Genomic DNA, 13,644 nt, shown 5'->3' on the forward strand with positions numbered 1-13,644 from the left:
ATATGCGTTTTGAATGAAAAAACGGCTATTTGCATTCTAGGGTTGGAATCCAACCCTAGAATGCAAATAGCCCTAATATTGTTCGATCGCTGAAGCGGGGAGGGTTGTCATGACGACATCCTCCATGACCAATTTTGCCGCAATCAGACGCCAGTTTGATTTTCGAAGCATTGAAATCGGGCGCTGGGTTACACCCGAAGAGCGGGACTTTGCAGCGGTGAAATTCTACCAGGCGCTGTGCGACCTGATGGCGAGTCTAAGGAGCCCTGAATCGCTGATCTCGTTACGAAGCACACTTAGCCTTCAGTATGGCATTGGTGGCCGGCCAGGTGTGGCTGCCCACTACATTCCGGCAACACGGCAGCTGGCGTTGGCTAAAAATGCCGGTGCAGGGAGTCTGGCCCACGAGTGGTTCCACGCATTTGATCACTATATGGGCAGTAAGGCTTTCCATAATCCTGTGAGGTATGGCTTTGCGTCCAGCGCCTGGCTCGATAGTAAGCAACAGAAAGGACATCCTCTGAATGTCCTGCTAGGACAATGCTTCAAAACCATTTTGCTGGATGAGAGCGGCACTGAGCCCAGTGATCAGTTTCAGTGTTCGCAACAAGCCGATAGGGATATGAAGGTGCTGTATTACGCCCGTCCAGAGGAGCTTTGTGCTCGGGCCTTTGAAGCCTTTGTAGAGGACAGTGGACCCGGCAATGGTTTTTTGGTGCGAGGGACTGTTTATTCAGATGAGGCGAGGGCAGGGCTGTATCCGAAAGGTCAGCATAGAAAGGCGATTAACGAAGCGTTTAACCACTATTTCCAAGCTTTAGGCAGTGCTTTATACCGGGAACAGGCCAAAGCTGGATGAAAACGGTGTTCGCCCTCGTTGACTGCAATAATTTCTACGCCAGCTGCGAAAAACTGTTTCGACCGGATTTACGCGATACGCCTGTCGTTGTGCTGTCGAATAACGATGGTTGTGTTGTGGCTCGCTCTAAAGAGGCCAAAGCACTGGGTATCAAAATGGGCGTTCCGGTGCACCACATCCGATCTGAAATCCGTCAGTACGGCATCCATCTTTTCTCCTCTAATTACACTCTTTACGGAGATATGAGCCGGCGCGTGATGATGACGCTGGAAGCCTTGGCTCCGCGAGTCGATGTGTACTCCATTGATGAGGCCTTTCTGGACCTCACAGGGGTGGATCGAGTCATTGCGTGCGAAGATTTTGGGCATCAGGTGAAAGACATTGTTGTTCAGGACACTGGTTTGCCTGTTTGTGTTGGCATAGCACCTACGCGAACACTGGCTAAACTCGCGAATTACGCGGCTAAGAAGTACAAGGCCACCGGAGGGGTTGTCGATTTAACCGACGCAGACCGACAGCGACGACTGATGACCTTGGTTCCCGTGGATGAGGTTTGGGGTGTTGGCCGAAAAATATCAGCCAAGCTTCAAGCAATGGGGATCACCACTGCACTTGAACTCGCTGATGCTGACCCTTCAACGTTGCGCAAACAGTTTTCCGTGGTGCTGGAACGTACGATTCGGGAGCTGAACGGAATTGCCTGCATACCCTGGGAGGATGCCCCTCAGCCGAAAAAGCAGATCATGTGCTCTCGTTCGTTTGGCGCCCCGGTAAAAGTCTTATCCGATCTGGAGGAAGCGGTTGCTCAGTTTGCGACGAGAGCGACGGAAAAACTCAGGGCAGGGGAGCAATACGCCGGTGCACTGATGGTATTTTTCCGAACGAACCCGTTTCGAACTGAGCTGCCTCAGTACTCCAACAGTACATCCATTAGATTGACCACATCCACGCAAGACTCGCGGATTATCGTCCGGCAGGTTCTAAGTTTGCTCAGACCGATGTATCGAGCTGGGTACGACTATGCGAAAGCTGGTGTGATGTTGAGTGACCTGGTTAATAAGGCCGCCATCCAAGAGGATTTGTTTGCCGGCCCGTCAGCTGGGCAAGATGACCGATCCGCTCGGTTGTTGTCCGTGATGGATGAGATCAACCGAACGTCACAAATAAAAGTGTGCAGCGCTAGGCAGGTCGGCTCTGCGGTTTATGCCATGCGCAGAGAGCACTTGTCGCCGAGCTACACGACAAATTGGAGTCAGTTACCGACGGTGCGGTGATGCTGACAGCACCTTAATAAAACTGAGGCGTTATCGGGCATACAATAACTGATCGGTGCAACTGTAAGGTCGACAGAGAGTACCCTTTGTCGACCTTTCTCCTGAATTTCCTACCGCGAAGGTCGACTGGGACGACCTTTCACCTGAGTTTCTTGGTCGCAACCATTCGCAAAGGTCGTCTGTGAGGACCTTTAGACGACCTCTCCTCCAAATCTTCTGATCGTGGTCATCCAAAGTTCTTAACAAAACATCTTTGTGGGTGATTTTTAGTGTGCCTGGTAGATATTTGAAAACCCAATATGCCTGAAAGCTCACCCAAAACAGGGGGCTATCTGAGCCGTTTCGGCCAATCTCAGCTGATATCGTTTCATCAGTTTCCGACTCGTGCGCGCGCGTGAGGGCAGGAATAGGTTGCGAGTTTCCGGCCCTATAGGCCGGACACATGCGCCTCCGTCCGGCCCTACGCGCCCGTACGCACTAGGGCCGGAAAACTAACCAGATTCCGAAGCTAGCAGCATGGAATAGGGCATAAAAATGCAATTTCGAAAATCCGAGATAAAAACTGATGAACTGGTAGCGGAAACGCTGGAGCGTCTAGGGCCGGAATTGACCATGTGTTTCCGGCCCTAAGGGCCGGGTGCACACGTCTCCATCCGGCCCTACGCACACGCGGGCGCTAGGGCCGGAAAGTGCACCAGTTTCCGCGCCAAGCAGAAAGGTAGGAAATATGTACGAAAATATCATCGAGCAAATTCGAGAAAAAATTGATGAATTAGAGGCCGAGGCGCGAGCAATCGCCCGCGAGCATTGGAATTATCATATTCGAGAAAACATATGGAAGGTTCCAGAGGAAAAGGGTCGACTAAACGTCTATGTTCGGCGCAAACGAGACACGCTAGAAATTCACTGGTCAAAATTTAAATTCATAAAGCCAACCTCGGGCGGTCCTTCCAAAATTCGATCGACGTATCTTCGAAAAGGAAAGTCCCATGTGTACCCGAGCAGGGTGCTTACTGTCGCCGGACAAGCATTCGAGCTAGAGGTTGCTCTGGAAACTGAGGAGCGCTTGGGAGCTATACGATCTGAAGCGTGGGCCATTGGTAAGATTTTGCGATATTTGCGTGAGGCTGAAAAGAGGCAGAGACAGCGGGTAAAATTAATCGAAGATTCTGAGGGTGCGGAATGAGCATACCTACTGGACCACATTAATTTAGATGTCAGTCGGCGATGATTCCAACGAGTCGATAGAAGGGTCAACCAGCGTATTATTGCTGAGAGGGAAGATTCCAAAGGTCTGTGGCGCCAGCAGATGGTCACAGCCGCAGCGCTCCATCTCAGCCATACTTACTGTGGCTCAAGCTCCAACCCTCCATTTTTAGCGCCTGAGGGCGGCTCTAGGAGGACATCTACTCTACACGACGCAGCAAAACGGAATACGCCATGGTTCGTTGCTAGTGAAAGGGCGATGTTTTAGCTGAACGGATCCTCGATTGAGGATCCGCCTATATCTGAATCGATCATAGAGTTGTCGAACCCATAAGGGTTACCGGCGATATCTACACCACCAATGCCACCACCCATCATGGGTAGACCCGTCGCGGGGTTGATCTCTGAACCTGCCAAATTAAAACCCATGCCATCGTCGACAATAGACAGACAGGTTGTGCTATCCATTTCCATACCTGTCGAATCAAATTTCTCATCGAAATCGCTTATTGCGCCCATCAGATGCGTATTGTTTCGAACAATATTTGTGCGAGTTTTTCGCGCACGAGAAACATAGTACTCTCCCATCACCCGGTCATAACCTCGTGCTGCGCCGAAAATACCTGCTACAGCGCAACCGATCATCCAAATGGTTTCGTCGCTCAAAAACCAAGACACCGCAAGTCCAACGCCAAAATAAACAGTACCGTTCAAGAGTGCTGTCCTTAGCGCTTTAAAGTACCAGGCATAATATTCCTTCCGTTCAGCATCAGTATATTTGGTCATGGCCCTGTCCTTTATGGCCCGCTAGATAATCTGCCCGCGATTAAGGTCTAGTTAATCACCGCGCTGTTTGAGCGTCCGGAGTAGACCATTCGAAACCCAATAATCTCATGAAGTTTTCACTCTGCAACCGATAAATGGTCGGGGCGTTAGTGACAACACGCTCACGGTGATCGCACCTGACGAACCAGCTTACTTAGTTAACGTCACAGTGCGGGGGTCGTCCAAAAGGTACGTGAGCACAGGCTTCCCATTACCGCGATGAGGCGCAGTGCTTTTTCAATTGAATTGCCGAATTTCCCGCGACGACTCACCTCCCAGAGACAGCCTAAATCATCAATACTCTTCAAATCGGCACTGCTCATCGAGGCTAAACGGGATACGGCAGGGTCGATTTCCACAACTAACCAAAAGGTGACTATCATGGCTAAACCAACCAACGCACCCAGCACAACTGGCAACCCTTCAGGCGGCGGACGCGGAAATAACCCGCCGAAAGGGTGCTAAAAGCACCAGGTTCAGGCTGCGACAATCTGTGCGGCCTGAGCCTGATATTTAGTCCAGTAGGCTGGATAGAGTTCAAACGCCGGAAGTGTTTCATTGAACGCACGATTCATACCGTAATCTTCAAACAGTGCCATCTCGTCCAAGATAAATGCGCCCCAAATAAAGGCGATATCTGCTCTCATTATCGCAGATGATACATCGCTGCCGTCAGGAAGCAGGTTTTGTATAAATTGCTTAAGCTGATCGGGTTGAGGGCGAGTGCCTTGCCGCCACTCGCGAAGCCGCGACTGTTTGTTTTTGCAAATAGCAGCTTTGCGATCGTCGCGTGTTTGGCCGGGAGCAAGGGATTGCATCTCCGGGTCTATTCCTTGAGGATTCGGCAAGCTCTGGGCGATTTGCGCCCATGACAAAACGCCACCATCTGGTGCAGCATTACGTCGCCATGTATCCATCAATTGTTCAAAAGGTAACGTCAGACTGCGGCCATCGAAGACTGGCACCATATCGCCAAAAAGACTGTTCTCGATAATCCACTGCTCCTGACCGGCAATACCATCGCTTTCCTTAAACCACTGGATAAGATCCAGCGAAAGGTTGCATAGAAGCTGATAGTAGAAGTCGATCCGTAGGCGAGTGTAGAGGCTGTACAACAAACCAGCCTGCTCTTTTTGCGGCTGAACTGCCCCCGACTTTAATAACGCCCATATCTGAAAACCGTGATCAAGAAAGGCGGGTTCTACTTCTGTGTGCTGTTTAAGAAAGTCGACGAGGTATGCACACCAACATTCATCAAAAGCTTCTGGTGATGAGCTGTTTTTTTGGATTTTCTGGCCATTTCGAAGTAGCTCCATCTCAAGTTCAGCTCTTCGTTTGATAAACCGCTCAACATGAGTCTCGGATGTTTCGTTGGTGAGAGCTCTAAGATGAAATCCTCGCGTGATGGACAGCCATGAGAGCCCATTCTGGGGAAGCGTGGTTTCCATCCAAGGTTTGACGTAGTCGCTGTTGATATACTCATACATTTCTGGACTAACAACGGAGTCCAGCATGCCTTTTATCTGTTCAAAGCTTCTAGGAGAGACGCCTTCTCTAACCGCTTTACGTACTGTTTTTGGATCAATGCGTATTGATGGTGTGGAGCGATTGCTCAATTGATTGATGACACCTGAAAGACCTCCTGGCACGCCTAAATATGCCATAAATTTCTCAGCAGGTGGCAAAAACGGGAATGCGCTTTGTGGAAGACCTATTCGGATTTTTTCAGCCATTTAACAGTAGTTTCACTCAAACTTTCTATTTCAAAAGCAAGCCTGCCAGTCACTGGGTTAGAACCTGAAATCCTGCCAGAGTCGATCCTTGTATCAGGTATTCCCCGTTTCATAAGCGGCCCCCCAACACCTCTTCCACTCGAAGATCCAGCCTCTCTTTAACCCCTCGCCACTCCGGCATAAACCGATCCAGTAACCCGTAAAAATGCGGGCTGTGGTTGTGCTCTTCCAGATGGCAGAGCTCGTGCAGAATCACATAATCAATGGCTTTGGTGGGCGCTTTGACGAGGTGCGGATTCAGCAACACGACACCTTCCGGGGTACAACTCCCCCACTGGGTTTGCATCTCGATGATGCGCCAAGGCGGTGTAGCCTTAGTCCACGGTAGTTTGTCTGCCATGAGCTCCAGTCGGCGCTGAAACACATCCCGGGCCCGGTCTCGATACCATTCCCGGACAGCCCTCTGTGTTCTTTCTGGACTCAACGCTTTGCCTTGCACGCGCAGCTGGCCACGAATGAGTTTACAAGTCACCTTGCGTTGCTCTGGATCGTTGATCACTTTCAAAACATACCTACGGCCCAGATAGAGCTGGCTTTCACCGCTCACCCATTGTCGGGGAAGAACATCTCGGTTGCGCTCCTCAATATCGTCCAGATGTTTCAGTACCCAGCGAGCCCGGCGCTGCACAGCGGCTTTGATTTCCTGCAGGGAGGCGTTGTCCGGTGCATCCACCTGAACCTGACCGTTCGGATGCACATGCACCTTGATCGAGGCTCGTGAGCTGTTAGACAGATACTGGATCTGATACCGAAACTCCCGGTCACCGTAGCGTGTGATATGGACAGGTGCCCGCTCACCCTGACATGGATTCACCGCCGTCATCACTTGGCCACCCCGTTGCGAACGATCTGAACAACTTCATCCAGCACTTCTTTGGCTTTATCGAGCCCGACTAACCCGAACAGCCTGGGCAACAAGTGTTTGCGAACGTCCTGCTCAATGCCAGCCGGACTCAAGGAGTTTTCGGCCACCGCCTGATTCACTACCTGGTCGATCTCGAAGGCTTCCTCAATCAACTGGCCATCCTTCTCGGCTTCCAGCGCAGAAAACTGATCTCCCAAGACCAGTTTAAACGTGCCGTAGTAGGCTTGAGCGTGTTTATTCCCCCTGAACAGATCCACTGGCAGATCAGGCACGTCCCGCTCATCCACCATGGCTTCCAGCTCGCTGAACAGCTTGAACTGCGCCGTGTAGTCGAACATGGACTCGGCTTTTTCAATGGCATCCTTCAGCATGGCTGAGAACACCTTTTTGGCGTAGGGGTCATCGCCAAGCTTTTGTTCAATGGTTTTCTTGGTGCGGGTTTTGATCTTGTCGGTTTCGTTTTTGGTTTTTTCCTCGGACCATGCCTCCGGGTTGCTGTCCACAGGGTCAATCAGTATCGGCTCTTCCCCGGGGGCAACATCTAAACCGGTCACGTACCGGTCGATCAAATCCCGTATCTGGCCCTCGTATTCGGAATAGTCCACGGTTTCTTGGGCATCCATGCGAACGGTCTTACGCAGGTCGGAGAACCAGGCTAGATCGATTTTGTAACGTTGAATGTCGGTCTCGGTGAACGCCTTATCCTGAAAGAAGCTTTGAGTGGAGAGTGCTGTTTTTAGGCACATCCCGAACTCGGTCAGCGCTTCGTAGAAATCTTCCCGTATGGCCTGCCGGGTGTCGGTTTCTACACCGTCCGAGTCGGACTCATACTTGGGCATGAACACCTGGCGATACGGTTCCGGGTCCAGGCGGTTATCAATGTGCCCGAAAAAGCTCAAAAGCTTGTCGTGCAGGGTTGGTAGCTTTTTGTACTCCGTGTCCACGTTGGAGTACAGGCCGTCGATATCCTCGATGGCAAAACCGCCCTGGGTTTGATCCTCGAAGTTCTGGTAGTCCTTAATGGCCGTATCCAGCTCCTTGAGGATGCCGCGGTAATCAATCAGGTAACCGAAGGGCTTTTGCGGGTGTAAACGGTTCACGCGGGCGATGGCCTGAATCAGGTTGTGGCCCTTGAGCTGCTTATCGATGTACAGCACCGCATTACGAGGCTCATCGAAGCCGGTTAGGAGTTTGTCTACGACGATCAGGATATCCGGCGGCCCGTCGGTACCGAAGTCATCAATGATCCCCCGCTCATAGTCCTCTGGGTCACCCGTGACATTCTTCTTCCACCATTCCTGCACCATGGGCAGACTGGCATCTTCCACCTCGGTATGGCCTTCCCGGGTATCTGGCGGTGAAATCACAATGGCACTGGTGACCCGGCCCACCTCGTCGAGGTGTTGCTTGTAACGGATCGCGCTCAGTTTGCTGTCGGTGGCCAGCTGGCCCTTGAGCTCCAGTCCGGCTTTCTTGAAGTTCTCACTGAAATGCACGCTGATGTCGAAGGCGTTCAGCTTGATGCGATCCTGAGCGGTGTAGATCTGTCCCTGTTTGGCGTACTTACGCTTGAGATCCGCCTTCTGGTCGTCCGACAAGGACGCGGTGACCTTCTCGAACCAGGTATCCACGGCCTTCTGGTTCACATCCAGCAGCGGCTTGCGTTCCTCGTAGAGCAAGGGCGTGATGGTGCCGTCCTCCACCGCCCGCTTCATGGTGTAAGCGTGAATGATGGCCCCGAACTTCTCTGCGGTTTCACTTTTCTCATTCTTCAGCAGAGGCGTGCCGGTGAACGCCACAAACGATGCATTGGGTAAGGCCAGGCGCATCCGTTGATGGTTTTCGCCACCTTGGCTCCGGTGTCCTTCATCGACAATGACGATGATGTTCTCTGACGGGTTGTAGCACTCCGGCTGCTTGGCGGCGGAGGCGAACTTATTGATGATGGTGAAGATGATCCGCTCGGTGCCCTGCCCGATCCGCTTGGCCAGGTCTTTCCCCGAACGGGTCTTGGCCGCCGAATCTCCGCTTTTCTTGCCCGCAATGTCGGTACCGAACGCACCGCCGCTCAGGAAGGTCTGGGAAAGCTGCTTCTCCAAGTCTACCCGGTCGGTGACCACGATCACCCGGCAGTTCTTCAGGGTATCGCTCAGTAGCAGAGCCCGGCACAGGTAGACCATGGTGAACGACTTGCCGGAGCCGGTGGTGTGCCAGAGAACGCCGCCCCGGCGCTCGCCACTGGGCTTGAAATCGGAGATGCGCTCTAGCAGGGCTTTGATGCCGAAAGCTTGAGGGTATCGAGCTGCAATTTTCCCGATCTTGCGATCAAACAGGATGAACAGTCGAACGAACTCCAGAAACCGGTGCCGATCCAACAACCCCACCAACAGCTTGTCCTGCTCGCTGGGTGCCACGGGCTTTGACCACAGTTTCTCGAAGTAGGCCCGGAGCTTGGCTGGTTTGTCCCGAAACAGGGAATCCTTGTCGGACGCTGACAGCGGGTGATTCTTGATGCCCTGAACGTACTGGCTGTCGAACTCTTCGTCTTCCCACTTCGACCAGAACTTGGCCGGGGTATGGGTCGTGCCATACCGGCCGTCGTTGCGACTGATCGAGAACAAAAGCTGGGCAAAGGCAAACAGGAAGGGGATCTCATCGTGCTTCTGGTTGCGGAGATTCTGGCTGATGCCCTCCTCCACCATGTTCTTATTCGGGTTGCCAGAAGCTGCCCGCTTGGCCTCGATCACTGCCAGGGGAATGCCGTTCACAAACGCCACCACATCCGGCCGACGGGTGTGCGTGCCTTGAGCCGACAGCACTTCCATCTCTTCGGTGACATGGAACTCGTTGTTGTCCAAGTCGTCCCAGTCGATCAGGTGAATGGTTGGAGAAGCCTTATGGCCGCCCACAAACTCTGTGACAGTCACGCCCAACGTCAGCATGTCGTACACAGACTGGTTAGCCACCAACAAACCCTGCGCCATGGTCGGTGTCGTGATTTCCCGGATCACCTGATCCACGGCCTGATCAGACAACGGATACCACTGCCCTTTGAACTCGAACCGGCGCTGGCGCAACACCCGCTCCAGCACTGGCTTCAGCACGACTTCCCGCTGGCTGCCCCGCAAGGCCATGCACTGAGTCGCAGGCAGAAACGTCCAGCCCAGATTGATCAGGGTGGCCAAGGCCGGAATGTGGCTGGAATGCTGCTCATTCCCTTGAGGGGTGGTGTTCATGGGCTCTCCATCATTTCTAAACGTCGTGACTGGCTGTACGGATTAACCTAACAACCTCCTGCGTAATTCTAAGTGACATTTTGCATCACCCTACATTTTGGGTATCCAGAGCATCCCCAGAACTGATTCCCTGCTTTTGCGCCACGCTTCGCTGTGCGGATAACCATCACGCTGCCGCAAGATGGACATTTCCGGTCAGCAGAAATATCTGCCCGCGTCTTTAGCTGTTGGACATGTTGACGGTTGGTTTTCCAGCCCGGCTCAAGGCGGCCAGATTCAATTTGAGAGACAATCTCTTGTACCTGTGATTCGCTCAGGATGGGGTCGGAGAAGGACTTAATGTAGCGAATATAACCGCCGCCCCGGGTCACATTGTCGGGCATGACCGTTTTAAACGTACTTTCGCCCGTAAAGACCACAACCGACCGAATAGCCTCCAATGGTATGCCTAGTGCAGCTTCCAAGGCTTTTACATGCTTATAGTTTTGGCGCAGTGGATTCTGGAACTTGTAGGATTGCTTAAAGATTTTCTGTGTCCATTGGGGCTGTTTTTCACTGCCGAAAATCCAACCTTTCATGTTTTTCGTCTCAATAACAAAAAGGCCGAACTCAGACACGAAAATATGGTCAATCTGTGTCGTCCCATCAGGCGTCGGCAGCGTGACATTGTGAACGGGGTGGTAGACATCAGCCGGTAGCCTGAGTTGTGCTGAAGCCCTAACGAAAGCTTCTCCAAACCAACCTTTAAACCATGAAGATTTAAAAACGGCGACAACAAGCAGAATGGGGATAATCCACCAAAGCTTGAACACTTGACTGATAATTGGAGAAAAATCCATGGTTCACTTTCACCTAACTGATCATCTATCCATTAGCGCCCTACCGTTGTCGGGATAGGACGTTAACCTGGCTTATCGCACAAAGCCCTGCGCTCCCCGGAACGTCTGCCCGGAGGAATGCAAAAAGCCCATCTTTCGCAAACGGTTTTCAACGGATCGACGGGATCGGCCTGTTTGCCGAGTGACCGACTCAACTATTGCGACCAGCGAGTGAGACTCTGACATGGCATCGAGAAGGATGGTTTGCTCATCGCAACTCCACGCCCGCTGTAACTCTTTGCTGTCTTGATTGGACATTAAGCGGCCTCCGTGTCCACCTGTACCCGACGCTTGCCGGTCAGGAGTTGTTGCATCAGGGCTGTCTTTTCTTGTTTAAGCATGATTAGGCGTTGTGATAGGAGATCAAACTCTTGATCGGTAGATGAAAGGACCTCACCAATCGCCCTCTGTTCAGCTGGATCGGAGGGAATAAAAACCGCCTGCTTTTGAACATCTTTTTTGCCCAACCCTAACTGAGCCGTCCCGTTGGCTCTGCGGCGAAGGCTTTTATTCACTTTCTCTGAATTTATGAGATAACCGAGAAACTGGCTATCTGTCTGATGAGGAGTTAGAGCATAGACGTGATCCGCTAATAGATATTTCTCATTTTCTGGAATTACGCCCACACGACCAATAATGTTTCCACCACCTATATCATCTTTCGGCATTACAAGCTGGCCTTTGGCAAGATATGGACCATTCAATGAAGTTTTCTTTGTTGGTATAAGCCTGCCTGTGCGGGTTACTGAGCCCATATCAATAATGTATTTGTCGCCGATTTGATCTATGTACTTCGCTTTCGAAGAGCCGGAGGTAATTTCTACTAGATCGCCTAACTGAGCAGATTCCCACTCCCCCTCAAACCCCGGCAACCGCTTCTTCCCGGTCAGCAACTGCTGCATCAACCCTTTCTTCCGCTGCTGGCTGTTCTCAAGCAAGCGCTCGGTGGCGGTGATGGCCTGATCCCAGGTGGAGAGGATCTGGGCGATCTTTTTTTGTTCAGGGAGTGGGGGGAGTGGGACTGTGAACTCTTTAATGTCGTTGGGACTTATGTGGGGCACAGCAGTGGCTGTTTGGACGGATTTAACGTATTGCTCAAATCGATGTCCAGAGAAGTATTGGCGTAGCAAGCTCTGCTCCAGAGAATCTTTAGCTCTGATCCTCGCAACACGCTGTACCAAAAGGCAGGGCAGATCTGCGGCCGTTACCTCCGCAACCTTCAAACCATTCGAAATCCAGGTACGATCGAGTGCAATAACAAAATCACCATCTTGCAAATGGTATCCTTCAAGACCGTCTGTTTCATTTTTTGGCCATAATTTAGCATCCCTCCAGCGGAGACCTCCGGGTATAATATTGTCACCACGAAGTAATCGAATGTCGTCTTCTGCATTTGAGTAGCCATTACTTTTGAAGGCAAAGCCTGTAAGGCACTCAATATGCCTACCAAATGTAGTGTGAATCCACCCCTCAGGCACCATAACCCAACTCCTTCAGATACCCGTCCATCTGCTCATTCAGCTTTGCAATCTCACATCCGGCTCGCATCCACGAGCTCACATCTCGCCGAATAATCATCTCAGTCATTGCTTTCTCCCGGCGCGTTCGCCTGTTCAATTTGCTGCTGTACCAGACTCCGCTCGCGCTCAAGCTCCCGGCGCAGCTCTTCTTCCGTCGGCAGGTAGGGCAGGTACTTCGCCGCGAACATCTGCTCGCTGTCGGTGAGCACGGAGTATTTCACCACCGCCTCGCTTTTCTGACTGCACAGGATCAGACCAATCGTCGGGTTGTCGTCGTCACCCTTGCGGTGCTGATCGTAGATGCGGATGTAGCTGTCCATCTGACCGACATCCTGATGGGTGAGCTTGCCCAGTTTGAGATCCACCAGCAGGAAGCATTTGAGTTTGAAGTTGTAGAACACCAGGTCGATATAAAAGTCTTGGTCGTCCGTGCTGATGCGCTGCTGTCGGGCCACGAACGCGAAACCCTTGCCCAATTCGAGCAGGAAGGCCTGCAAGTTGTCGATCAGGCCCCGTTCCAGATCAGCTTCCAGATAGCGCTCACCGGGCAGATTGAGGAAGTCCAACACATAGGGGTCGCGCAGGTAGTTTCTGGCGTCCTGCTTAGACAGTGGGCGCGTCTGATTCTCGGCCTCCTGCTGTACGGCTGTCCGATCCTGACTGCTTAGGAGCCGTTCGTAGTACAAGGTGCCGATCTGTCGTTCCAGCGCCCGACTGCTCCAATGCTGACTGGCTGCCTCGGCCATGTACCACTCTCGGGCTTGGGGGTTCTCAACCCGGAGCAAAACGCGATAGTGCGTCCAACTCAATTCGGGACGCAGTGCGTCTCGTTTTGGGAATGCCTCATAGAATCGCCGCATATTGCGAAGGTTGGTAACGTCGAAGCCCTTGCCAAACTCTTGCGTCAGCTCTCGGGACAGGCGTTGCAGTTGTTGCTTGCCGTAGGCGGCCCGGGCCTCGCCCTGCTGCTCATCTTCGAGGATCAGTCGGCCGATGTGCCAGTAGGTCTGAACCATGGCGCGGTTGACCGCCTGCACGACCTGTTTCCGCGCAGCATGGATCAGCTCCCGAATGTCAGACACCAGGCGGGGGCTGGGTTCGATGGCCCGGGGCTGCCCGCCTTTGTCAGGCCCCATAACCCAACTCCTTCAGATACCCGTCCATCTGCTCGTTCAGCTTCGCAATCTC

General features: G+C 52.4%; 12 protein-coding genes. 3 read left to right on the forward strand and 9 right to left on the reverse strand.

The genetic code is table 11. From position 1 onward, the window contains the following. Window positions 1–109 precede the first annotated feature (109 nt). From ACTH3S_RS15195 to mobI, 3 genes are all read left to right on the forward strand, one after another. Complete coding sequence (locus ACTH3S_RS15195; RefSeq protein ID WP_441809852.1) at window positions 110–859, forward strand: CLCA_X family protein; 750 nt, start codon at window positions 110–112, stop codon at window positions 857–859. Then, window positions 856–2,133 carry a translesion error-prone DNA polymerase V subunit UmuC gene (gene umuC / locus ACTH3S_RS15200; RefSeq protein WP_441809853.1) on the forward strand — a complete coding sequence of 426 codons (1,278 nt, stop codon included), beginning with the start codon at window positions 856–858 and terminating at the stop codon, window positions 2,131–2,133. The genes ACTH3S_RS15195 and umuC overlap by 4 nt, the downstream gene beginning before the upstream one ends. Window positions 2,134–2,860: 727 nt before the next feature. Continuing rightward, entirely contained in the window at window positions 2,861–3,319 is a 459-nt protein-coding gene (gene mobI, locus ACTH3S_RS15205; RefSeq protein ID WP_441809854.1) for a conjugative transfer protein MobI(A/C), read from the forward strand. 284 nt (window positions 3,320–3,603) lie between these two features. Here mobI and ACTH3S_RS15210 read toward each other — a convergent pair whose 3' ends face one another. The 9 genes from ACTH3S_RS15210 to ACTH3S_RS15250 form a co-directional block, all read right to left on the reverse strand. Then, window positions 3,604–4,125 carry a hypothetical protein gene (locus ACTH3S_RS15210; protein WP_441809855.1) on the reverse strand — a complete coding sequence of 174 codons (522 nt, stop codon included), beginning with the start codon at window positions 4,123–4,125 and terminating at the stop codon, window positions 3,604–3,606. Between the two features lie 203 nt (window positions 4,126–4,328). Beyond that, complete coding sequence (locus ACTH3S_RS15215; RefSeq protein ID WP_441809856.1) at window positions 4,329–4,574, reverse strand: hypothetical protein; 246 nt, start codon at window positions 4,572–4,574, stop codon at window positions 4,329–4,331. Between the two features lie 66 nt (window positions 4,575–4,640). After that, complete coding sequence (locus ACTH3S_RS15220) at window positions 4,641–5,897, reverse strand: hypothetical protein (protein WP_441809857.1); 1,257 nt, start codon at window positions 5,895–5,897, stop codon at window positions 4,641–4,643. A 109-nt stretch (window positions 5,898–6,006) separates the two neighbouring features. Next, window positions 6,007–6,780: a M48 family metallopeptidase gene (locus ACTH3S_RS15225; protein ID WP_441809858.1), complete on the reverse strand. Its 774-nt coding sequence runs from the start codon at window positions 6,778–6,780 to the stop codon at window positions 6,007–6,009. After that, the gene (locus ACTH3S_RS15230; RefSeq protein WP_441809859.1) at window positions 6,780–10,058 is read right to left on the reverse strand and encodes a type I restriction endonuclease subunit R; all 3,279 of its coding nucleotides are present in this window, start codon (window positions 10,056–10,058) and stop codon (window positions 6,780–6,782) included. The genes ACTH3S_RS15225 and ACTH3S_RS15230 overlap by 1 nt, the downstream gene beginning before the upstream one ends. A gap of 68 nt (window positions 10,059–10,126) precedes the next feature. Further along, window positions 10,127–10,897 (reverse strand): NERD domain-containing protein, encoded by a 771-nt coding sequence (locus tag ACTH3S_RS15235; RefSeq protein WP_441809860.1) that lies wholly within the window; start codon window positions 10,895–10,897, stop codon window positions 10,127–10,129. A 72-nt stretch (window positions 10,898–10,969) separates the two neighbouring features. Then, window positions 10,970–11,194: a hypothetical protein gene (locus ACTH3S_RS15240; RefSeq protein ID WP_441809861.1), complete on the reverse strand. Its 225-nt coding sequence runs from the start codon at window positions 11,192–11,194 to the stop codon at window positions 10,970–10,972. After that, on the reverse strand, window positions 11,194–12,417 hold the full coding sequence (locus ACTH3S_RS15245) for a restriction endonuclease subunit S (RefSeq protein ID WP_441809862.1): 1,224 nt from the start codon (window positions 12,415–12,417) through the stop codon (window positions 11,194–11,196). Before ACTH3S_RS15245 ends, ACTH3S_RS15240 begins: the two co-directional genes overlap by 1 nt. A gap of 98 nt (window positions 12,418–12,515) precedes the next feature. Further along, entirely contained in the window at window positions 12,516–13,592 is a 1,077-nt protein-coding gene (locus ACTH3S_RS15250; protein WP_441809863.1) for a PDDEXK nuclease domain-containing protein, read from the reverse strand. Window positions 13,593–13,644 lie beyond the last annotated feature (52 nt).

The sequence above is a fragment of the Marinobacter sp. genome, from assembly GCF_052094685.1.
In the GTDB taxonomy this organism is placed as follows: Bacteria; Pseudomonadota; Gammaproteobacteria; order Pseudomonadales; family Oleiphilaceae; genus Marinobacter.